Here is a 21,466-nt window from a genome sequence, read left to right on the forward strand (position 1 = left end):
TTTTGCCTTGAAACGGGCATTCTCGTGCTGCACTGCACAATAGTGTGGCAGGCGTTGCTTGGCGAACGATCATCAAGACGCGCGCGGTGACCGGGAGGCCTTGCAGCGCCGTGGGTCTTCTGGGCGGGCGAAGGACGGTGCGACGCTTCTGATCCCGGCTATCCCATGCTTTTTGAAAATCGATTGCCGCTTTTCGGGCCGAAGCGTCCGGGTTCCCATTCCGCCTTGAAATGGCTATGAAGCCGGGTCAAGCAAGCCAAAGTCGCGCCGATTCTGACGCGGCCCTCCTCACTCACGGACCTGTCCATGCGTTTGTCGCGCTATTTCCTGCCGATCCTCAAAGAAAACCCGCGCGAGGCCGAGATCGTCTCGCACCGGCTGATGCTGCGCGCCGGCATGATCCGCCAGCAGGGGCAGGGCAGTTTCTCGTGGCTGCCGCTCGGCAAGCGGGTGCTGGACAAGGTCTGCCGCATCATCCGCGAGGAGCAGAACCGCGCCGGTGCGCTGGAAATCCTGATGCCGACCATCCAGTCGGCCGATCTGTGGCGCGAAAGCGGCCGCTATGACGACTATGGCAAGGAGATGCTGCGCATCAAGGACCGGCAGGACCGCGACATGCTCTACGGCCCGACCAATGAGGAAGTGGTCACCGAGATCGTCCGCGCCTATGTGAAGTCCTACAAGGACCTGCCACTCAATCTCTACCACATCCAGTGGAAGTTCCGCGACGAAGTGCGGCCGCGCTTCGGCGTCATGCGTTCGCGCGAGTTCCTGATGAAGGACGCCTATTCTTTCGACCTCGACTTCGAGGGCGCCAGGGCGGCCTACAACAGGATGTTCGTGTCCTATCTCCGGACTTTTACGCGCATGGGGCTACAGGCGATACCGATGCGGGCCGACACCGGGCCGATCGGCGGCGATCTCAGCCATGAATTCATCATCCTGGCCGACACCGGCGAGAGCCAGGTCTATTGCCACCGCGACTATCTTTCGCTCGATGTGCCCGGAGAGAAGACCGACTTCGCCAATGCCGCCGAGATCGGCGATATCGTCAAGACTTGGACGACACCCTACGCAGCCACCGACGAGATGCACGACGAGGCGGCGTGGGAGAAGATCGGCGAGAGCGACAAGGTTTCGGCGCGCGGCATCGAGGTAGGCCACATCTTCCATTTCGGCGACAAATATTCGAAGCCGATGGGCGCCAAGGTGACCGGGCCCGACGGCAAGGATCATTTCGTCTCCGGCGGCTCCTACGGCATCGGTCCGTCGCGGCTGGTCGCGGCGATCATCGAAGCCAGCCATGACGACAACGGCATCATCTGGCCGGAGGCGGTGGCTCCGTTCGACATCGGGCTGATCAACATGAAAGCGGGCGACGCCGAGTGCGACCGCGTCTGCGACGAACTGCATGCCGCTTTCGTCGCCGCCGGCAAGGACGTGCTCTACGACGACACCGACCAGAGGCCCGGCGGCAAGTTCGCCACCGCCGACCTGATCGGCCTGCCCTGGCAAGTGATCGTCGGGCCGCGTGGTGTCGCCGCCGGCGAGATCGAGATCAAGAATCGCAAGACCGGCGAGCGCGAGACGCTGCCGATCGCAGACGTGAAGAAGCGCTTCGGTGTCGCCGCATGAACGAGGCGGTGGCGGCAAGACCGGTCGGCGCCGGACCCTTTTCCATCTTCGAGCGCATGGTCGCCTGGCGCTATCTGCGCTCGCGGCGCAAGGAGACGGTGATCTCGGTGATCGCCTCGATCTCCTTCCTCGGCATCATGCTGGGCGTCGCCACGCTGATCGTGGTCATGGCGGTGATGAACGGTTTCAGGGCGGAGCTTTTGACGCGCATCCTCGGCGTCAACGGCCACCTGATCGTGCAGCCGCTCGATTCGCCGCTGGAGGACTACGCGCAGGTCGCCAGCCGCATCAACGGTGTGTCAGGCGTCAAATACGCCATCCCGCTGATTGATGGCCAGGTGCTTGCGCAAGGCAATGTCGGCGGCGGAACCGGAGCGCTGGTGCGCGGCATACGCGGCGAGGATCTGAGCAAGATCGCCATCGTTGCCAGCAACATCAAGCAGGGCTCGATCGCCGATTTCGACTCTGGCGACGGCGTTGCCATCGGCAAGCGCATGGCGGAGAATCTCGGCCTGACGCTTGGCGATACCATCACCTTGATTTCGCCCGACGGCGACGTGACGCCGATCGGCACCACGCCGCGCATGAAGGGTTACAAGATCGCGGCGATCTTCGAAGTCGGCATGTCCGAATATGACACCTCCATCGTCTACATGCCGTTTTCCGAAGCGCAGCTCTATTTCAACATGGACGGGCGGGCGCAGACGATCGAGATCTATGTCGACAATCCAGACGATGTCGATGCGCTGAAACCGAAGGTGGAGGCGGCGGCGCAGCGGCCGATCGACATGGTCGATTGGCGCCAGCGCAACGAGACCTTCTTCTCCGCGCTGCAGGTCGAGCGCAACGTCATGTTCATGATCCTGACGCTGATCGTGCTGGTGGCGGCGCTGAACATCATCTCCGGCCTGATCATGCTGGTGAAGGACAAGGGGCACGACATCGCCATCCTGCGCACCATGGGGGCGTCGCGCGGCGCCATCCTGCGCATCTTCCTGATGACGGGTGCGGCGATCGGCGTGACCGGCACGCTCGCCGGTGTGCTGCTCGGCGTGCTGATCTGCACCAACATCGAGTCCATCCGCCAGTTCTTCTCATGGATGACCGGCAAGGTGCTGTTCAATCCGGAGCTCTATTTCCTCAGCCAGTTGCCGGCGAAGATGGATCCGCGCGAGACGACCTATGTCGTCCTGATGGCGCTCGGCCTGTCCTTCCTGGCAACCGTGTTTCCGGCATGGCGCGCCGCGCGTCTCGATCCGGTCGAAGCCTTGAGGTACGAATAGTGGCCGAGGTCATTATCGAGCTGAAGAGCGTCGAGCGGCACTATGTCCAGGGGCCGCGCAAGCTCACCATCCTGAACGGTGCCGATTTCTCGCTGAAGCGCGGCGAGATGGTGGCGCTGGTGGCGCCGTCGGGCACCGGCAAGTCGACCCTGCTGCACACTGCCGGCTTGCTGGAGCGTCCCGACGCCGGCGACGTCATCCTGGCCGGCCGTGCCTGCGGGCGGCTCTCCGATGACGAGCGCACGGCGATCCGCCGCAACGATGTCGGCTTCGTCTACCAGTTCCATCATCTGCTGCCGGAATTCTCGGCGCTGGAAAACATCATGATGCCGCAGCTCATCAAGGGGCTCAGCCGCAAGGACGCGGCCGAGCGCGCGGCGCAGCTGCTCGATTACATGCAGATCGGCAAGCGCGCGTCGCACCGGCCGTCCGAACTCTCCGGCGGCGAACAGCAGCGCGTCGCCATCGCGCGTGCGGTCGCCAATGCGCCGCTGGTGCTGCTGGCCGACGAGCCGACCGGCAATCTCGACCCGGTCACCGCGTCTTATGTGTTCGAGGCGCTGGCGGCGCTGGTCAAGCAATCGGGCCTCGCGGCGCTGATCGCCACCCACAATCACGAATTGGCATCGCGCATGGACCGGCGCGTCACCCTGGCCGACGGCAAAGTGGTGCCGCTTTAGTCTCTGATGTCGTCATCCTAGGGCGAAGCTCCGCGGAGCGGAGCGTAGACCCTAGGATCCATGCCGTTACTTTCGAGACAAATGCAGGGGTCGAGGATATGCGACCTCTATCAGCGCGATAATTCTGCACCGTAGCATCGCCCCTGGGTCACGGCATGGATCCTAGGGTCTGCGCGCGTCGCTCCGCTCCTTGCTCCGCCCTAGGATGACGATGCGATGGATGTATTGGCTAATCCCAAAGGCTTCGGTCAGCCCACGTAGCACCGTCGCTCGCCCATCAACCCTTTCTTAACCCTGCCGATTTGATCGCCCGGAAATTCCGGGCGCGGGCGGATCGTGCCCGTTGACTTTGAAACAAAATTAGAACAAAATGCGAACATATCAACAACAGGAGAGAGTTATGACCGATCTGGTTCAGGATGTCATCTCACTGGTTTGCATGAGCACGTTCCTTGTTTCCATGGCGATCTGGATCGGAGCCATGTGATTTGGCGGCGTTCGCCGCCGCGGGTCCTACGCGGTGGAAGGCCGTTCCGCCGTTAAGCTTTTCTTGCCGCCGTAACGTTAGGGTACCTCGGCAAGACAGGGAGCAATGTCCAGGTGTCGCCCATCGTCACGGCCATTCTGGTGGCCAGCAATCTCGGGCTGATCTTTCTGTTGATGACCGTGCCGCTTGGTCTGCGCACGGTGCGGCTGACCCGTCTGGTGGCGATGGACCGTCAGCGCCTCTGGCAGGCGCTGTGGCCGCTCGGCAGCGATGCCGGCTGGTCCGGTGAGATCCTTTCCGCCGAGGCGCCGGACGGCGAGGGCGTGGCCCGCATCACGCTGTCGTGGGAAGGTCGCGACGGCAAGCCGATCGAACGCAGGTCGCGGTTTGAAGACGTCGTCGAAGGTATCAGCTTCTCGATGCGTGTCATCGAGGACACCGCGCTCGATGCTTCGTTCTGGAAGGACTTTTCCGAAACCGCCGAACTCGTTTCCGAGGGCAACGGCACGCGGGTGACGCTCAGCCAGACGGATCGCTATCGCGGCGTCGCCTTCCTGGTGTTCCGCTATTTCGCCCTGCGCCGCGAACTCTCCAAGCTGCAGCGCTGGGCGCGGACCGGGCAGTATCGCAAGGGCGGTTGGTTCGAGCATCCGCTCAGCCAGGTTGGCTTTGCCGGGCTTTCGGCGCTGATCCTGTGGCCATTCTTCGGCCTTCACTTCGGCGGTCTGGCACTGGCCGCGATCCTCACATCGGTGGTCGCCCTGCATGAGCTTGGCCATATGGCGGCGTTCCGGCTTATGGGCCACAACCGGGCACGGATGATCTTCATTCCGCTGCTCGGCGGCATCGCCATTGGCGGGCGGCCCTATGACAGCCGTTTCGAGGTGGCTTTCGTGGCGCTGATGGGCGCCGGCTTCTCCGCATTCCTGGTGCCGGTTGTGATCGCTGCCAGCACCTTTGCCGGCGCGGAAGGCCACCGGCTGGCGGCGGCCCTGCTGGCGACCCTGGCGGGCTTCGCCGCACTGTTCAACATCGCCAATCTGGTGCCGGTGTGGAAATTCGACGGCGGCCAGGTGCTGCGCCAGATCTGTCCGGGACCAGTCGGGCTGGCGCTGGCTTCCTTCTTCCTGCTCTCGGCTTTCCTGGCTGTCGGTTGGCAGGCCGGCTTTTCCTCCAACTTCCTGCTCGCGACGGGAGCGGTGTTTTCGATCCTCAGCCTGCTGACGATGAGCAGCGGGGTCAAGCCGCGTTACGAGCTGAAGCCGATCCGCACCATCGACCGGCTCGCCATGGCGGCGGCGTTGCTGGCAGTGTTCGCCATCCATGGCTATGGCGTATTGTGGGCCTCCGCCCAACTGATTTGAGCCGTACCGGATCCGGAAGAATCAGCCGGCCTTGCGCTCGGCTTCGACAGGCAAGACCGTGGCGGGACCGAACACATCCTCGAAGGCGGATTTCAGCGCCAGGTCAAGGTCGGCCATGGTCAGGGGAAGGCCGAGATCGACGAGGCTGGTGACGCCGTGGTCCTGCACGCCGCAAGGCACGATGCCGCTGAAATGGTCGAGGTCGGGCTCGACATTGATAGCGATGCCGTGAAAACTCACCCAACGCCGCAGCCGGATGCCTATGGCCGCGATCTTGTCCTCCGCCAGTGAGCCGTCCGGCAGGGCAGGGCGATCCGGCCGCACCACCCAGACGCCGACCCGGTCCTCGCGGCGCTCGCCATGCACGTTGAAGGCAGCGAGCGTGCCGATGATCCACTGTTCGAGCGCCGCGACGAAGGCGCGGACGTCCTCACGCCGCCGCTTCAGATCAAGCATGACATAGGCGACCCGCTGGCCCGGCCCATGATAGGTGTATTCGCCGCCGCGGCCGGCCGCAAATACCGGGAAGCGGCTGGCGTCGATCAGATCCTCGCCGCGAGCGCTGGTGCCGGCCGTGTAGAGCGGCGGGTGTTCGACCAGCCAGACCATTTCGCCGGCAGCGCCGCTGCGGATCGCCTCGGCGCGCGCCTCCATGAAGGCAAGTGCTTCGGGATAGGCGGTAAGGCCGGGCTCGATCAGCCATTCGACCGGTGCTGAACCGGGGAGCGGCAGGAACGACGTGGCGATCTGGCTGCGTTCGGGCATGGCGTATCGTCTTTTCGCTTATGCATGTCGCGTCCCAAAACCGCCTCGCACCTTTGGGTGACATCAACTTGCCTTCCATATGGCGATATCAGGCGCAAACGTCCAGTTCCGGCGCTGCGTTCGGACCCTGTGGAGCATTATGCCAATCGCCTGACATTATTGCTTGCCGTGCACTTGTTTCGCCGGAAACGATTTGCTACACGCCGCGAGCCGGTCGGTTCCGGCTCTACCACGTGCGGTCGTGGCGGAATTGGTAGACGCGCAGCGTTGAGGTCGCTGTGGGGCAACCCGTGGAAGTTCGAGTCTTCTCGACCGCACCAATAATTTTCCGGAAAATTGCGCATAGCGCGTTGATTTTTCAACAGAAAATGACGTTCGATTTTTCCGGCCTTGCAGCGTTCGCCCGTTTTGTGCCACTAATTGCGCCACACAGCTAGCCCCGACAGGCTTTTTGCAGGTGCGTGCATGGGTCGAAATCGAACCCGGATTGATCCCGACAGATACCTGACCGTGCGTCAGGGAAACTATCACTACAAGCGCCGTGTGCCGGTGACGATCGCGCATCTCGACGAGCGGGCGCCGCATGTGCGCGCCTCGCTCAAGACCGACGATCGCAACCTGGCGCGGCTTTTATGGAGCCTAAAGAGGCGCCTAAACAGCAGCCTAAAGAGCGCTAAACAATGCAGGTCCTGTCGAAGGGCGACTTCGCGGCGCACATTGGCGTGAGCGCCGGCCGGGTCAGCCAGTACATAGCGGCCGGCATGATCGGCCAGGATGCCCTCGAAGGGCAGGGCCGCAACGCCAAGGTGATCGTCGCCAGGGCGGTCGAGCAGATCAAGCGCAAGCGCGACATCGGCCAGTCGCTCGGCAACGGCCTTTCGACCCGCCTCGATCTGGAACCCGACGATCAGCCAGAGCCGGCGCGGTCGGCCGCCGGTTCCGACACCACGCTGCGCACGCCGAACGTCGACGATGAGCTGAAGCAGCAACGCCTCGAGGCCGAGCGCCGCCGCAACCGACTGGCCGCCGAGGACGAGGCGGCGCGCCGCGGCCGCCTGGTCGACGCCTCTCATGTCCGCGCCGAGATGACCAAGCTGGCGCAGGCGATCGAGGATGAGAACGCCGGCATGCTGACCGACTTCGCCTCGGCCGTCGCCGCCGAGTTCAAGCTGCCGCAGCGCGACGTGCTGCACCTCCTGCGCAAGGTACGCGCCGACAAGAAGGCGGGCGCCGCCGACCGCGCCCGCCGCCGTGCCGCCAGCCTGCCGGAATTCGTCGAGGCGATCATCGAGGAAAGCGCTGCCTGATGCCCAGCTTCGGTTTCGGTCCCTCCGTCAACCACCGCCCGCGCATCGATGCGTGGAAGATGCACTACATCCGCAAGGGCTGCCATCCAGTTAAGGCCGACCGCGTCGCCTGGGAAAAGGTTCGCAGGAGCCACACCTGGCCGCCGAAAGCTGAATGACCGCCCACTTCGTCCAGGTCGCCAACGCCGAACGCCTCGCCGCCCTGGTGCTGGCCGAGGTAATGACGCCGCCGCCGCCGGTCGACTATCTGCGCTGGGCCGAGGACAACATCGTCTTCACCGAGCGCGAAAGCCCGCTGCCCGGCCCCTATAACCGGGACCTGTTCTACTACTTCGACGCCATCCTTGGCGCGCTGTCGCCCGACGATCCCTGCCGCGTCGTCACCTTCCACAAATCGGCGCAGCTCGGCGGCACGGTGCTTGCCAACATCTTCTGCGGCGGTTCGCTGTCGATGGATCCGGGGGATTTCCTCTACGTCCATCCGACCGAGAACAACGCCCAGCGCTGGTCGAAGATGAAGCTGGTGCCGATGCTCAAGGGCACGACGGCGCTGCGCACGCTGTTCCCGATGAAGGCCCGCGACGGCTCGGATTCGGTGCTCTACAAGGAACGCATCGACGGCAAGGGCGCCATCCAGATTTCCGGCGCCAACTCGCCGGCGTCACTCTCCCAGGTGACGATGAAGCGCCAGGTCCAGGACGATCTGGCGAAATGGGAAATGAACAATGCCGGCGACCCGGAGACGCAGGCCGACAGCCGCAGCCAGGCGCATGAGTTCGCCAAGATACTCAAGGTCTCGACGCCGCTCATCGACCCAGGCTGCCGGATCACCAAGAATTTCGAAGCCGGCAGTCAGGAGAAGCTCTGGCTGCCGTGCCCGCAATGCGGCCATCTGCAGACGCTGGAATGGGAGAACTTCCAGGCCAACCTCGACGAGGACGCGCCGGAGAATTCCCACTTCCTGTGCACCCATCCGGACTGCGGCGGCGTCATCGAGGAGCACCACCGCCCGGCCATGTTCAAGGCGGCCAAGGCGCTGGAACTGGCCGGCACCGAAGTCTGGCGTTCGGAAAACCCCAAGGCGCGGCGCTTCCACCGGTCGTTCCATCTGTGGTCGGCCTATTCGCTCTTGCAGTCCTTCGAGCGCATCGCGCGCTCCTGGCTCAATGCCCGCGGCGATCCCGCATCGGAACAGACCTTCTTCAACGACGTCGTCGGCCGCGCCTACAAGACGCTGGGCGAGGCGCCGCCCTGGGAGTCCTTGCGCGACCGGGCCGGGCAGTCGCCCTATCCGCGCAAGGCCATTCCTGTCGGCCATCCGATCGTCACCGTCGGTGTCGACTGCCAGGCCGACCGCGTCGAATTCCAGGTGGTGGCCTGGGGCAGGGATTACCGCCGCGCCGTCGTCGACTATGGCGTCTTCCCCGGCCACATCTCGTCGAAGGAATGTTTTGCGTTCCTCGATGGCCTGACCAAGCAGGAATACGTCAACGGCTACGGTCGCCGCATCGGCATCGACCTGCTCGCCATCGATGGCAACGCCTGGACCGAGGACGTCTGGAGCTGGGCCAAGCGGCATCCGTCGTCGAAGGTGATCATGGTGCGCGGCGTACCGTCGGAATCGGCGCCGCTGATCGCCCGGGTGAAGAAGGAACGCAGCCGCTCCGGCAAGCTGCTTTCGTATTCGCGGCGGTTCTACAATTTCGCGACGTCGGTCCTGAAAATGGGGCTCTACCGCAATCTGGTGAAGGACGACCCGCTGTCGCGCGGTTTCATCGGCCTGCCGCGCGGCCTCGACGACGAGTATTTCCGGCAGCTCACCGCCGAGAGCCGGCGCGCCAAGCGGCTGAAGACAGGCTTCATCGCCTACGAATGGGTGAAGGATCCGACGCAGGCGAATGAAGGCCTCGACACGCATCTGCAGGCCGAAGCGGCGGCAATCAAGTTCGGCGTCCGCTCGATGCCCGATTCGCTGTGGGACAAATACGAAGCGCAGCGCGAGAAGCCGCCCGAAAGCGGCGGACAGCTCGACCTTGAAGACATGCTGGCGGCAGCAAATGCGCCGCCGCCACCGCAACCGGCAAAACCGGCCGAGCCCAAGAAACCGGTAGCGCGCGCAAAAGTCCGGCGCAGCAAGTTCATGGATTGATGATGACCGCACCCGCCACCATCACCGCGCGCATCGAGAAGCTGAAGGCAGCCCGCGACACCGGCGTGCTCACCGTCAAGCATGGCGAGACGATGACCACCTTCCGCTCGCTGGCCGAGATCGAGGCGACCATTTCGAAGCTCGAAAGCGATCTCGCCACCGCCAACGGCACCTCGAAGCGCCGGCTGCGCTACGCATACCAGTCGGGCAGGGGGTACTAGCGCATGTCGCTGATGTCACGCATGGCAAGCGGCTTGCGCAGCATGGTCGGCCTGCGCCCGCAGGCCTTCGACGCCGGCAAGAACCAGCGCCGCATGCGCTCGGTGCCGACCTCGACGGTCGCCATCAACTCGCTAATCCGGCAATATGGCCGCTCGGTGCTGGCGCGTTCGCGCTATCTCGGCGCCAACAATCCCTACACCATCGCGGCCAAGGATGCGTTTGTCGCCGCCCTGGTCGGCACCGGTATCAAGCCGTCGTCGCTGATCAAGGATCCGGCCATCAAGGCTGAGGTGCAACTCACCTTCCTCGACTGGACGGATGAAAGCGATGCCGACGGCTTGACCGACTTCTACGGCCAGCAGGGTGTTGCGGCGGCCGAGATGTTCGAGGCCGGCGAGTGCTTCGCCAGGATGCGGGCGCGCCGTGTCCAGGATGGCCTCACCGTGCCGTTCCAATTGCAGTTGCTGCCTGCCGAAATGCTCGATTTTGCCGACAACCGCGACCTCGGCGGCGGCCGCCGTGTCGAGATGGGCATTGAGTTCGACGCCATCGGTCGCCGTGTCGCCTATCATTTCTGGCGCCAGCATCCCGGCGCCGATCAAAGTTTCGGCCTGGCCGCCAGCCAGAAGACGGTGGTGCCGGCGGAAGAGATCCTGCATCTGTTCAAGCCGATCAGGGCCGGCCAGATCAGGGGCATCCCGCAAATCCTCTCGTCAATCATCGTTGCGGCGATCATGGATGCCTATGACGACGCCGAGCTGGAGCGCAAGCGCATCGCCGCGCTGTTCACGGCGTTCATCACTTCGGAATCACCGGAAGAGGATGCGCTAGCCGAGGGCGCTGTCGTCGCCGAAGCAGCTGGCGTCACCGGTGGTGTCGCACTGGAGCCCGGCGCCACGGTCGACCTCGATCCGGGTCAGGACGTCAAGTTCGCCGAGCCGGCCGATGTCGGCGGCAACTACGAGGCGTTCCAGTACCGCAACCTTTTGCGCTCCGCAGCTGGCATGGGCGTTCCCTATGCCGACATGACCGGCGATCTCCGGCAGTCAAGTTATGGCTCGATGCGCGGCGGCATGATCGCCTTCAAGCGCCGCATCGAACCCTTGCAGCATTCGGTAATGGTGTTCCAGTTCTGCCGTCCGATCTGGCGCCGCTTCCTCGCCGACGCGGTGATGGTCGGCGCGGTGCCGATCTCGCCATCGTTTTTCGCCGCCAACATGCGCGCCCTGCTGCGGGTCAAGTGGTTCACGCCGAAATGGGACTGGATCGACCCGCTCAAGGATTTGATGGCCGAGCTGCTGGCGGTCCAGGCGGGCTTCAAGGCCCGTTCCGATGTCATCGAATCGATGGGCTATGACCCGGAAGAAACCGATGCCCGCATCGCCGCCGACAAGGCACGCGAGGAAAGGCTCGGCCTCGACTTCGCCGAAAGCCAGTTCACGCAGGTCGCGCTCGCTGCCGCAATGCAGCCGGAAAATCTGCCGCCGCCGAAGGACAACAACAATGCCGCATGAGATCCGCCGCGTCCTGCGCGCCTTCGCGGCGCAGCCCTGGTTCATCGATCCGCGCAAGGCCGAGCAGATCGTCGCCATGCTGGAACTGCGCGCCGGCGGCCTCCGCGCCGAGCCGTTTCGGGAAGGTGGCCCGGCAGCATCGACGCCGGTGTCGGAAACGCAGGGCAAGGTCGCTATTATCCGGCTCTATGGCCCGATCATGCCGCGCGCCGAGGCGCTCAAGGACGTGTCGCAGCAGGCGGCGCTGATGACCGATTTTCAGCGCGCCTTCAAGGCCGCGGCCAACGACGCCTCGGTCGGCGGCATCGTCATCGACATCGACAGCCCCGGCGGCCAGGTCGACCTGGTGCCGGAAACGGCCGCCATGATCTTTGCCGCACGCAAGCCCGGACGGCCGATCGTCGCCGTCGCCAACACGCTGGCCTGCTCGGCGGCCTACTGGATTGCCTGCGCCGCCGACGAGCTGGTGGTGACGCCATCGGGCGAGGTCGGCTCAATCGGCGTCTATGTGCTGCATGAGGACGTGTCCGGTTTCCTCGACGAGGTCGGCGTCAAGATGACCTTCGTCTATGAGGGCGCCCGCAAGGTCGAAGGCAACCCGTTCGAGCCGCTCGGTGCCGAAGCCAAGGTGGCGTTGCAGGCCAGCGTGCGCGCCTTCTACGATCTATTCGTCGCTGACGTCGCCAAAGGCCGCAACGTTCCCGAGGCGGTGGTGCGCGCCGACCCGGTGACCGAAGCAAAACATTTCGGCGGCGGGCGCGCCTATCCGGCGGCAATGGCTGTCACGCTCGGCATGGCCGACAAGGTCGAGACGCTGGATTCCGTCATCGCGCGGCTGCTCAAGGCGCCGGCGGGGCGCAGCACGGCAAGCGCCAGGGCCGCGCTGCTCTAGCAGTTTTTCTCAAAACCAGAAAACGGCATCAGCGCGGCACCGGGCGCGCGGATGCATCCCGTGCATCCTTCACCCGGCAAAATAGAGGAGACCCAGCGATGGAAAAAATGCTCGCTGACCTGCTGCAGCGCCACCGCGTCGGCCTCAAGGCCGAAGCGACGGCGATCACCGAAGATGCCGACAAGACCAATGGCGGCACGCTGACCGCCGAACAGGACACTCGCATCAAGGCGATCACCGCCGATGTCGGTGTCATCGATGCCGCGCTCGCCGCGGCGCAGAACACGGAAACCACGGAAGCGGCAGTCGTCCGCGTCCGCCTCGAGGCTGCCAATGTCGCTGCCGCCTGCGTTCTCGGCGGCAAGCCGGAAAAAGCTTCGGAATTCATCACCGCCGGCAAGACCCAGCAGCAGGCTGTTGCCCTGTTGCAGGCCGAGCGCGCCGATGGCGGCCAGAACCTCAACCCGCACCATGGTGGCAAGCCCGGTGGCAAGCTTGACGCCGCGGCGATCGATGCCGGATGGGCTTCGGCCGTCGACAAGGTCAACGCCCGCCACGGCCTCAAGCGCGGCTGATCGGCCGCGCTCATCCGCAACCCCTGACGCCGGTCGCCGGCGCTCTTTCAAGAGGACACTGACATGACGACTCTCACCGAAACCGTGCATGCGGGCGAGTTCCTGCAGAGCGAGGCCAACGGCTTCCTCTCGCGCGACGCCGCCACCGTCGCTTCCGGCCAGGTTCTCGTGGCCGGCCAGGTCGTCGAATTCTCGGCCGGCAAGCTGATCGCCTGCTCGGGCCTGCTCGACACCGCCGGAACGCAACTGGTTACGGCTTCCGCGGGCATCCTGTTCGACGCCGTCGATGCCACCGCCGGCGATGTTGCCGACTGCGTCTACATCGCCCGCGACGCCGAGGTGAAGGACGATCTTATCACCTATCCGACCGAGACCACGGCCGGCGGCGAAAAGGCGGCAGTGATCGCCAGCCTGAAGGATCTGCATATCCGCCCGCGCTGAGCGGGCGTTTCCTCCCCAAAACCTCAACACATTTGACGGGCCTGCGGGCCTGCAGGAGAAGAAAAATGCCCGGTATCGACATCTTCAACGACGACGCCTTCAGCGTCACGTCGCTGCTCACCGCCGTTGACAGGATCGGCTACGTGCCGGGCTTTCTCGGCTCCGTCCCAGGCCTGTTCGATCCGAAACCGGTTCGCACCGAAGCGATCTGGATCGAAGCGCGCGGCACCGAAGCCGCACTGATCCAGACCAGCGCACGCGGCGAGGCGCCCGACGCCAAGAGCCGCGGTCGCCGCACCGCAACGCCGTTCGCCACCAAGCGCCTGGCGAAATCGAGCCGCATCACCGCTTCGGAGTTGAGCGGCATCCGCGCCTTCGGCACCGAGAGCGAACTGATGCAGGTGCAGGCTGAAGTCGCAGACCGCCAGCTGCTGCTCAAGCGCGACATGGACTTGACCTTCGAAAACTGGCGCCTTGGTGTCGTCCAGGGCCTGGTCACCGATGCGGATGGCTCGACCATCGTCAACTGGGCAACCGTTCTCGGCCAGACGATTCCGGCTGAAGTCGATTTCGACCTCGACAACGCAAACCCGGCTTCGGGCGTGCTGCGCAAGAAGTGCACCGTCGCTGTCCGTTCGATGTCGCGTGGCCTCAAGGGCATGGGCGGCAACAGCGTCCGCTTCATGGCGCTTTGCGGAGATGCGTTCTGGGACGATCTGATCGCCCATCCGGAGGTGCGCGAAACCTATCTCGGCCAGCAGGAAGCGGCGCAGCTGCGCGGCGCCTCGGCCTGGGAGAGCTTTAACTTCGGCGGCATCACCTTCACCAACTATCGCGGCACCGACGACCTGACCACGGTCGCTGTCGGCGACGACAAGGCGAAGTTCTTCCCGGTCGGCGCCGGCATCTTCCAGTGGGCGATGTCGCCCGGCGAGAAGTTCGAGCACATCGGCCAGCTCGGCCAGATGTTCTATCCCGGCATCGTCACCGACAAGGACCGCGACATGTGGGCCGACGTCGAGCTTTATTCCTATCCGCTGCCGGTCTGCGTCATGCCGCAAGCGCTCTACCGCGCCAAGCGCACCTGATCCTGAACTGAACCGGCGCGGGAGCGTTGCCTCCCGCGCCACGGAAAGGATCATGCCGATGTCCATCTACAGGATTCCCGGTGTGTGGCGGTCGCTTGCGCGTCGCCGCACGCAGGTGCCTGCGGAGGTCAAGGATCCAAGCGTCGAGGAGATGCGCACGATCCTGACCAATGCCGGCATCACAATCCACAAGCGCTGGGGCGCCAAGCGCCTGGCGCTGGAAATCGCCAAGCTGAAATAATGTGGGTCGCTCCAAAACTCTGGCCCGGCGAGACGGTGTTTGTCCTCGCCGCCGGGCCATCCACCGATGCGCTCGATCTGCGGCCGCTCGTCGGACGCAGGGTGATCGCGGTCAAGTCGGCATGGAAGGTCTGGCCGGCGGCCGATGTTCTGTTCTTCGCCGATGGCCGCTGGTGGCGTGAGAAGGCGCTGCGGCCGGGTCTGGCTGATTTCGCCGGTCTGGTGGTCACCACGGCACCCGAGATCGGCGCGGCGCAGTCGAAGCTGGTCGGCGGCAAGGTCGTCGTGCTCGACCCTCGCATCAAGATCATTGGCAGGGCAATGCCGTGCAAGGCGCTGTCGGCGGATCCCGGCAAGGTCGTCCTCGAGCGGTCGAGCACCACCGGGGCCATCAATCTGGCGGCGCACTTCGGCGCCAAAAGGATCGTCCTGCTCGGCGTCGATGCCAGGCCCGCCGCCAATGGCAGGCGCCACAATCATGGCCTGCCATGGCCATGGGAACTGCGCCCCGGCTGCTGGGCGGCGCAGATCAAGGAATTTTCTACGATCGCGCCTTCGGCTGAAAAGCTCGGCGTCGAGATCGTCAACGCCAATCCCGACAGCGCCGTCACCGTATGGCCGCGCATGAGGTTCGAAGAGTGCCTGTAAATCCCGCCAAAGCGCCGCTGTCGATCTGGATCGGTTGGGACCCGCGCGAGGCCGACGCCTATGCCGTCGCCCGCCATTCGATCAGGTCGCATGCCATTGCGCCGATCCCGGTGCGCGGTGTCGTGCTGACGGATCTCAGGACCGGTCAGCACTACACCAGGCCGACCCTGCGCCATGGCGGCCGGCTGATCGATGTGTTGTCGCGGCGCGACGATTATGATGGCGCGATGGCGACTGAATTCGCCTGCTCACGCTTCCTGGTGCCGAAGCTGGCGAAATCCGGCTGGGCGCTGTTCATGGATTGCGACGTGCTGGTGCGCCGCGACCTGCTGGCGTTGTTCAACCAGGCCGACCCCTCGAAGGCGGTGATGGTGGTCAAGCACGATCACCGGCCGGCCGGGACCGTCAAGATGGACGGCCAGGCGCAGACGCTCTATGCGCGCAAGAACTGGTCGAGCGTCATCCTGTGGAACGTCGACCATCCGGCCAATGCCGGGCTGACCATGGATCTGGTCAATTCGGTGCCGGGCAGGGACCTGCACCGCTTCTGCTGGCTCGACGATTCGCTGATCGGCGAACTCGATCCGCAATGGAATTTCCTCGTCGGCCATTCCGACCCGGCCATCGATCCCGCGATCGTGCACTTCACCGATGGCGTGCCGTCGATGTCCGGCTATGAGGACTGCGCCTATGCCGACGAATGGCGGGCGGCGCTGGAACGTTGGGCGGCATGATGGCTTGGCGCCCAATCTCCCCACCCGTGGGGGAGATGTCGGCGCAGCCGACAGAGGGGGGCGCTGTCCCTCCAGCCTGTCGGCGCGAGGCGCCCCCCTGTGCCCTGCCGGGCATCTCCCCCACAGGTGGGGAGATCGGCTGACATGGGCCTCGGCGACCAGATCATGGCCAGCGGCATGGCGCGCGGCGCCGCAGCCCGGGGCAAGCGCATTGCGCTTGGCGACGGCCGGCGCATCGTCTGGGAAAAGACCAGCTTCGACATATTTCGCGGCAATCCGAACGTCGCGCCGCCGGGCAGCGAGGGCGCGCCGGATCTCGAATGGCTCGCCTATTACAAGGGCCACCGCCTCTACAACAGGCGCGTCGGCGATCGCTGGGTGTGGAACCTGTCGTTTCGTGCCAAGCCGGGCGAGATCTTCTTCGACCAAGTCGAGACCGCCGCCGGCATGCGCCATGGCGAAAGTTTTATCGTCGTCGAGCCGCAGAGCGCGCAGTGGAAGACGGTGGCGCCGAACAAGGATTGGGGCGTCGCCAACTTCCAGGCGGTGGCCGACCGGCTGCGCGGCCTCGGCCTGCGCGTCGTGCAGTTCCGCGGCGAGCAGAGCGCGGTGGCGCTGCGCAATGTCGAGCAGCTCGCCACCACCTCGTTTCGCGATGCGCTGGCCATCTTGGCGCGCGCTTCGCTCTACATCGGCGCCGAGGGCGGCCTGCATCATGGCGCCGCCGCGGTCGGCATTCCCGCCGTGGTGCTGTTCGGCGGTTTTATCCCGCCTGCGGTCACGGGCTATGCCAGCCATACCAATCTGACCGGCGGTGCCGAGGCCTGTGGCTTGCTGAAGCCGTGCAAGCATTGCCGCGCCGCCCTTGCCCGCATCTCGATCGACGACGTCTTCAACGCCGCGCTGCACCATCTTCGGGCAAGAGGCGGTGAGGCCGCAGGCCGAACAGGGACATAGAAAAGGTAGAAAAAATGGACAAGCATAGCCCTGCGGGCGCCGACTACACCGTGCAGCGCCGCGTCGCCGGCTACCATGATTTCCGCATGGACGGCATGACCGACCTGGTGCTGCGCGCGCATGGCAAGTCGGTGTTCGACATCGGCTGCAACCGCGGCATGGTCGGCTTCGAATTCGCCGGCAACGGCGCGACCACGGTGCATGGCTGCGACAATTACGAGCCCGGCATCCTGGCCGCGCGCGAAATCTTCGCCGACCTGCGCAAGGTCCACAGCCGCTTCGAGATCGTCGACCTGACCGGCGGTCCGCCGGCGCTGAAGGTGTTCGGCGCCAAGAAATACGACATCACGCTTTGCCTCGCCACGTATCACAAGCTCAAGCGCATCATGGAGCCTGCGGACCTGTCGGCGCTGATGCAGTATTTCGGCAAGCAAACCAAGGGCTATTTCGCCTGGCGCGGCACGTCGGACAAGCCGGCCGAAAACGAACAGGAACTGTATGCGCTCGACGTCGACCTTGGCTTCGTCGGGCTTGAACGCATCCATACCTCGCACATCTCCGCCGAACTCGGCGTTGCCGCGATCTGGTGTCGGCCATGAGCACGATGCTGCAAGTCGAAGCCGAGATCGACGGGCTGGCCGAAATCCTGGTCGGCGAGGGCGTCACCTCCTATCTTGAGATCGGTTCGAAGTTCGGCGGCTCGCTGCTGCGCGTGGCCGAGCGCTTGCCGGTCGGTTCGCGCATCGTCTCGGTCGACCTGCCCAAGGGCACCAAGGCCTGGGTGCAGAGCGAGGCCGAACTGAAGGCGGTGATCGCCAAGCTGCGGCTGCATGGCTATGACGCGCATCTGATCTGGGGCGATTCGACGGCGAAGGCCGTTGTCGAGCAGGTCCGCGCGCTCGGCCCGTTCGATGCCGCCTTCATCGACGCCAACCACACGCTGCCCTATGTCGAGAAAGATTTCGCCAACTACGCGCTGATGACCCGCATCATCGCCTTCCATGACATCGCCTGGCGGCGCGCGCCGGAATGGGTCGGCACCCGCATCGACGTGCCGGAATTCTGGGCGCGCGTCAAAGACACTGCCCGCCAGCATGCCGAACTGAAACTCTGCCCCACGGCCAAGAACAACGGCATCGGTGTGCTGTGGCTGGATTGACGATCTGCACCTGGGTCTGGGGCACGAAGTACGGCTCCGACCACATCGCAAAGTTGTTTGCGGGCGTGCGCCGCAATCTCGCGCAGGACTATGTGCCGATGGTCACCACGCCCGTCGCCGCAGACTTGCACCTGACCGAAATGAAGGGCTGCTTTGCCCGGCTGCGCATGTTCGACCCGGCCTGGCAGGAAGCCAACGGTTTGAAGCGCGGCGACCGCATCGTCTGCATGGATCTCGACCTGGTGGTCACCGGCCCGCTCGACGAGCTGTTCGACCGGCCGGAGCCTTTCGTCATCCTGCAGGGCGTCAACGCGGTCAATCCGTGCCCGTTCAACGGTTCGCTGTGGATGCTGGAAGCCGGCTATAGGCCCGACGTCTGGCAGGAATTCTCACCCGCGCTGGCGGCGAAAGTGCCGTATCACGAATTCCCCGACGACCAGGCGTGGCTGGCCGACATGATCCCCGACGCCGCCGGCTGGACGGCCGACGATGGCGTCTACGCCTTCCAGAAGCGCGGCTGGCCGAAAGGCGAGGCGCTGCCGAAAGATGCCCGCGTGGTGGCGTTCCCCGGCTGGCGCGACCCGTCGCAATATACTCGGCTGGATTGGGTAGCGGAGCATTGGCGGGCGTGATCGAACCCGCAAAGGTCTGCCTGTTCATTCCGGGGCACCTGAAAAAGTTCAAGCTGGCGCTGTTCGAGCGCATCGGCACGACCATCAAGGCCGCCGGCGGCCAGGTCATCAAGGGCGACATCAAGGCGCTCAGCGTGCTGCCGTCCGACATCGCGCCGATCGTCGGCTGCACCCCGGAGCTCGCCCCCCTGATCGAGGCCTGGCGCAGCACCGGCCGGCGTTGGATCTATTGGGACCGCGGCTATGCCAGGCGCGTCTTTGCCACCGACCTGCCGACAGGCGCCGATGGCGGCTTCTACCGCTGGCATGTCGGTGCGTTCCAGATGCAGGCTGTCAAGCCACAGCCGGATGACCGCTGGCGGGCGCTGAGCACCGATGTCCGGCCATGGCAGCGAACAGGCCGCCACATCGTCGTCGCCGAGCCGAGCGAAACCTATGAGCGCTTCCACGGCATCGAGGGCTGGACTGCGAAGACGGTAAAGCGGCTCAACGAATTGACCGATCGTCCGCTGCTGATCCGCAACAAGGAAATGCAGCGCTCCGGCCGCAAATTGCATGAGGACCTGAAGGACGCCCACTGCCTGGTGGCGCACGGCTCCAACGCCGCGGTCGAGGCTGTCATCATGGGCTGCCCGGTTTTCGTCCACCAGGACAGCGCCGCCAGCCTCGTCGGCCGCTGCGACCTCGCCCGCATCGAAGCGCCGCTCTACCCCGAGCGCCAGCCCTGGCTGAACGCGCTGGCCTATTCGCAATTCGACGAACGCGAGCTGGTCGACGGCACGCTCTGGAGGTTGCTCGATGGGATTGGTTGATTTCGACGTGCTGCTCTACGAGCCGGCCTATACCGTGTTCGGCGAGGCCGCCGTGCTGACGCTCGATGACACGGCAGGCACCACGGCCGAGCTGACGGCGACCGACGAGACGGCGGGCGTCGAGGTGCTGGAAGGCCCGCAGGTTTCGACCATCCGCCCCTGCGCCACGGTGCGCACAACTGAACTGGCCGAAAAGGGCATTGCCGTCGCTGACCTGCCGGGCGCCGGGCTGACGCTCAATGGCAAGGCATGGACCGTCTATGCCCACCAGTACCTGCCGTCGCCAAAGGGCGAAGCGCAGGCGCAGGTGCGGCTGCTGCTCGAGGAGGCGTGATGCCGGTCTATGAGGACAAGCGCGAAGCCATCCTGCAGCGCCTGTACGCGTTGATGCAGACGGTCGATGCCAGCTTCGATCCGAAGCGCAATGTCAGCGAACTGCCCGACACGGCCCGCTATGTGGTTCTCCTCGACGGCGCCGAGCATAGCATCGGCGCCATTCCGGGCCGTCGCAGCGCCAACGAGCCGCCGCCGCAACTGATCGAAATGACGCCGGAAGTGCAGTTCCGGGTCGCTGCAAAGTCTAAGGATGCGACCAATGTCGGCACCACCCTGAACCTGCTGCGCAGCCAGCTGATCGGGATCGTGCTCACCGACCCGACCTTGCTGGCGCTGACGGCCAAGGGCCAGTCGGCGCACTATGAGGGCGCGCAGCCGGCGACCGCGCAAGGCCGTTCGACCGAAGGCGGCATCGGCGTCGCCTTCACCATCACCTACCTGCTGCGGCCAGGCCGCGAAGCCTGAGTTTATCAACCGCCCGGTGACGGGCAATTCACCGAAAGGGAAAAGCAATGGCTGACTCTCCCAGCACAACAAATTATTTCCAGGGCACGGGCTACGCCAAGTTTACGCCGACAGATGGTGTGGAGCGTGACTTTGGCAACATCGTCGAATGCGAGATCACACCGGCGCAGGACAAGCTCGAGCACAAGAAGAACCGTGGCGGATCGAAGCGGGTCGACTATACCCAGTTCAACAATCAGTCGGCGCAGTTCCGTATTGTGCTCGACGAGATCACGGCGGACAATCTCGGTCTCGCACTGATGTCGGACGTCGTCGTCAACACCGACGGCACCAAAAGCATCCGCATCATGTCCAAGAGCGTGATCACGGGATCCCTGGAATTCATCGGCGACAACGACGTCGGCAACAAAGTCCACGGCTACTTCCCGTCGGTCTCGTTTTCGCCGACCGGCAGCTTCTCGCCGATCGAGGACACCGACTTCGGCCAGATCGAGCTTACCGCTGATCTGCTCGCCGTCACCTACACCGACGGCATCACCGACTTCGGTCAGATGGTGGTCACCGAGGCGTCCTAAAAGTTTTCTGAAAAGCGGGGCGCCCTGATCGGTGCCCCGCAAACAAAGGAGTTTCCATGAAGCGTCTGATGGACATAGCACCGGCTGACGTCGTCAAGAAGCCGGTGACGGTCAATAGCAAGGATGGCCCTGTCGACATCGAAGTCGGCAGGATTGGCTCAAAGCGACTGACTGGCCTGCTGGTCCGCTACCCGGAACTCGGCGACATGATGGCCGAAAAGAAGGTCGCGCCCTTGCGAATGATCGAAATTGCCGCCGATGCCGCCGCTGCCTTGATCGCCGCCGGGTGCGGATATTACGGGGACGAAGCGCCGGCAGCGGAAGCCTTCGCCGCCGAACTCGACATTGCGGACCAATTGAAACTGGTCGAGGCGATCGTCGTCATGACTTTCCCTCCGATGGCCCCGCTGGTCGAGCAGCTCAAAAGCCGGGTCGAAACATTTCTGGCCGAGCTGCAAAAGGTGGAAGTATCGCCAATCGAAGAGACACCGCCGACCGACTAGCGG

The 21,466-nt window shown here is 64.6% G+C and carries 27 protein-coding genes and 1 tRNA gene; 27 read left to right on the forward strand and 1 reads right to left on the reverse strand.

Annotated elements, in window-relative coordinates; all coding sequences use genetic code 11:
• Positions 1 to 306: 306 nt before the first annotated feature.
• The 4 genes from proS to EJ079_RS21655 all read left to right on the forward strand — a co-directional run bounded on the left by proS (position 307) and on the right by EJ079_RS21655 (position 5,449).
• On the forward strand, positions 307 to 1,635 hold the full coding sequence (gene proS / locus EJ079_RS21640; protein WP_127272306.1) for a proline--tRNA ligase: 1,329 nt from the start codon (positions 307 to 309) through the stop codon (positions 1,633 to 1,635).
• Complete coding sequence (locus EJ079_RS21645; RefSeq protein WP_127810084.1) at positions 1,632 to 2,918, forward strand: lipoprotein-releasing ABC transporter permease subunit; 1,287 nt, start codon at positions 1,632 to 1,634, stop codon at positions 2,916 to 2,918. The genes proS and EJ079_RS21645 overlap by 4 nt, the downstream gene beginning before the upstream one ends.
• Positions 2,915 to 3,598, forward strand: a complete 684-nt coding sequence (locus tag EJ079_RS21650) for an ABC transporter ATP-binding protein (protein WP_174800360.1) — start codon at positions 2,915 to 2,917, stop codon at positions 3,596 to 3,598. Before EJ079_RS21645 ends, EJ079_RS21650 begins: the two co-directional genes overlap by 4 nt.
• A gap of 600 nt (positions 3,599 to 4,198) precedes the next feature.
• Positions 4,199 to 5,449, forward strand: a complete 1,251-nt coding sequence (locus EJ079_RS21655; RefSeq protein ID WP_127810085.1) for a site-2 protease family protein — start codon at positions 4,199 to 4,201, stop codon at positions 5,447 to 5,449.
• 21 nt (positions 5,450 to 5,470) lie between these two features.
• On the opposite strand, the gene lipB is transcribed toward EJ079_RS21655, so the two are convergent.
• Positions 5,471 to 6,214, reverse strand: a complete 744-nt coding sequence (gene lipB / locus EJ079_RS21660) for a lipoyl(octanoyl) transferase LipB (RefSeq protein WP_127810086.1) — start codon at positions 6,212 to 6,214, stop codon at positions 5,471 to 5,473.
• 235 nt (positions 6,215 to 6,449) lie between these two features.
• On the opposite strand from lipB, the gene EJ079_RS21665 reads away from it, so the two are divergent.
• The 23 genes from EJ079_RS21665 to EJ079_RS21770 all read left to right on the forward strand — a co-directional run bounded on the left by EJ079_RS21665 (position 6,450) and on the right by EJ079_RS21770 (position 21,463).
• A tRNA-Leu gene (locus EJ079_RS21665) sits at positions 6,450 to 6,534 on the forward strand.
• 145 nt (positions 6,535 to 6,679) lie between these two features.
• The gene (locus tag EJ079_RS34285; RefSeq protein ID WP_348629718.1) at positions 6,680 to 6,940 is read left to right on the forward strand and encodes a DUF6538 domain-containing protein; all 261 of its coding nucleotides are present in this window, start codon (positions 6,680 to 6,682) and stop codon (positions 6,938 to 6,940) included.
• A complete protein-coding gene (locus EJ079_RS21675) occupies positions 6,895 to 7,521 on the forward strand; it encodes a hypothetical protein (RefSeq protein WP_127810087.1) in 627 nt (208 codons plus the stop codon). Before EJ079_RS34285 ends, EJ079_RS21675 begins: the two co-directional genes overlap by 46 nt.
• Positions 7,521 to 7,679, forward strand: coding sequence for a hypothetical protein (locus EJ079_RS33380; RefSeq protein ID WP_164873829.1), 159 nt, complete (start codon positions 7,521 to 7,523; stop codon positions 7,677 to 7,679). The genes EJ079_RS21675 and EJ079_RS33380 overlap by 1 nt, the downstream gene beginning before the upstream one ends.
• The gene (locus tag EJ079_RS21680; RefSeq protein WP_127810088.1) at positions 7,676 to 9,670 is read left to right on the forward strand and encodes a terminase gpA endonuclease subunit; all 1,995 of its coding nucleotides are present in this window, start codon (positions 7,676 to 7,678) and stop codon (positions 9,668 to 9,670) included. The genes EJ079_RS33380 and EJ079_RS21680 overlap by 4 nt, the downstream gene beginning before the upstream one ends.
• On the forward strand, positions 9,670 to 9,891 hold the full coding sequence (locus EJ079_RS21685) for a hypothetical protein (RefSeq protein ID WP_164873830.1): 222 nt from the start codon (positions 9,670 to 9,672) through the stop codon (positions 9,889 to 9,891). Before EJ079_RS21680 ends, EJ079_RS21685 begins: the two co-directional genes overlap by 1 nt.
• A 3-nt stretch (positions 9,892 to 9,894) precedes the next feature.
• Positions 9,895 to 11,406: a phage portal protein gene (locus tag EJ079_RS21690; RefSeq protein ID WP_127810090.1), complete on the forward strand. Its 1,512-nt coding sequence runs from the start codon at positions 9,895 to 9,897 to the stop codon at positions 11,404 to 11,406.
• Positions 11,396 to 12,298, forward strand: coding sequence for a S49 family peptidase (locus tag EJ079_RS21695; RefSeq protein WP_127810091.1), 903 nt, complete (start codon positions 11,396 to 11,398; stop codon positions 12,296 to 12,298). Before EJ079_RS21690 ends, EJ079_RS21695 begins: the two co-directional genes overlap by 11 nt.
• A 98-nt stretch (positions 12,299 to 12,396) precedes the next feature.
• The gene (locus EJ079_RS21700; protein ID WP_127810092.1) at positions 12,397 to 12,873 is read left to right on the forward strand and encodes a hypothetical protein; all 477 of its coding nucleotides are present in this window, start codon (positions 12,397 to 12,399) and stop codon (positions 12,871 to 12,873) included.
• A 63-nt stretch (positions 12,874 to 12,936) separates the two neighbouring features.
• Entirely contained in the window at positions 12,937 to 13,314 is a 378-nt protein-coding gene (locus EJ079_RS21705; protein ID WP_127810093.1) for a head decoration protein, read from the forward strand.
• A gap of 65 nt (positions 13,315 to 13,379) precedes the next feature.
• On the forward strand, positions 13,380 to 14,402 hold the full coding sequence (locus EJ079_RS21710; RefSeq protein ID WP_127810095.1) for a major capsid protein: 1,023 nt from the start codon (positions 13,380 to 13,382) through the stop codon (positions 14,400 to 14,402).
• A gap of 52 nt (positions 14,403 to 14,454) precedes the next feature.
• Complete coding sequence (locus tag EJ079_RS21715; protein WP_127810097.1) at positions 14,455 to 14,643, forward strand: hypothetical protein; 189 nt, start codon at positions 14,455 to 14,457, stop codon at positions 14,641 to 14,643.
• Entirely contained in the window at positions 14,643 to 15,290 is a 648-nt protein-coding gene (locus tag EJ079_RS21720; RefSeq protein WP_127810098.1) for a hypothetical protein, read from the forward strand. The genes EJ079_RS21715 and EJ079_RS21720 overlap by 1 nt, the downstream gene beginning before the upstream one ends.
• A complete protein-coding gene (locus tag EJ079_RS21725; protein WP_210214649.1) occupies positions 15,281 to 16,024 on the forward strand; it encodes a hypothetical protein in 744 nt (247 codons plus the stop codon). Before EJ079_RS21720 ends, EJ079_RS21725 begins: the two co-directional genes overlap by 10 nt.
• Positions 16,025 to 16,168: 144 nt before the next feature.
• A complete protein-coding gene (locus tag EJ079_RS21730; protein ID WP_127810100.1) occupies positions 16,169 to 16,981 on the forward strand; it encodes a glycosyltransferase family 9 protein in 813 nt (270 codons plus the stop codon).
• Between the two features lie 14 nt (positions 16,982 to 16,995).
• On the forward strand, positions 16,996 to 17,580 hold the full coding sequence (locus EJ079_RS21735) for a hypothetical protein (RefSeq protein ID WP_127810102.1): 585 nt from the start codon (positions 16,996 to 16,998) through the stop codon (positions 17,578 to 17,580).
• A complete protein-coding gene (locus tag EJ079_RS21740; protein WP_245481716.1) occupies positions 17,577 to 18,140 on the forward strand; it encodes a class I SAM-dependent methyltransferase in 564 nt (187 codons plus the stop codon). The genes EJ079_RS21735 and EJ079_RS21740 overlap by 4 nt, the downstream gene beginning before the upstream one ends.
• Positions 18,128 to 18,772: a hypothetical protein gene (locus tag EJ079_RS21745; RefSeq protein WP_127810104.1), complete on the forward strand. Its 645-nt coding sequence runs from the start codon at positions 18,128 to 18,130 to the stop codon at positions 18,770 to 18,772. Before EJ079_RS21740 ends, EJ079_RS21745 begins: the two co-directional genes overlap by 13 nt.
• Entirely contained in the window at positions 18,769 to 19,584 is an 816-nt protein-coding gene (locus tag EJ079_RS21750; RefSeq protein ID WP_127810105.1) for a hypothetical protein, read from the forward strand. The genes EJ079_RS21745 and EJ079_RS21750 overlap by 4 nt, the downstream gene beginning before the upstream one ends.
• Complete coding sequence (locus EJ079_RS21755; RefSeq protein ID WP_127810107.1) at positions 19,571 to 19,918, forward strand: hypothetical protein; 348 nt, start codon at positions 19,571 to 19,573, stop codon at positions 19,916 to 19,918. Before EJ079_RS21750 ends, EJ079_RS21755 begins: the two co-directional genes overlap by 14 nt.
• A complete protein-coding gene (locus EJ079_RS21760) occupies positions 19,918 to 20,385 on the forward strand; it encodes a hypothetical protein (RefSeq protein WP_127810108.1) in 468 nt (155 codons plus the stop codon). The genes EJ079_RS21755 and EJ079_RS21760 overlap by 1 nt, the downstream gene beginning before the upstream one ends.
• Before the next feature lie 47 nt (positions 20,386 to 20,432).
• A complete protein-coding gene (locus tag EJ079_RS21765) occupies positions 20,433 to 20,960 on the forward strand; it encodes a hypothetical protein (protein WP_127810110.1) in 528 nt (175 codons plus the stop codon).
• A 56-nt stretch (positions 20,961 to 21,016) separates the two neighbouring features.
• Positions 21,017 to 21,463, forward strand: a complete 447-nt coding sequence (locus EJ079_RS21770) for a hypothetical protein (protein ID WP_127810111.1) — start codon at positions 21,017 to 21,019, stop codon at positions 21,461 to 21,463.
• Positions 21,464 to 21,466: the final 3 nt, after the last annotated feature.

It is taken from the genome of Mesorhizobium sp. M7A.F.Ce.TU.012.03.2.1, from assembly GCF_004006095.1.
In the GTDB taxonomy this organism is placed as follows: domain Bacteria; phylum Pseudomonadota; class Alphaproteobacteria; order Rhizobiales; family Rhizobiaceae; genus Mesorhizobium.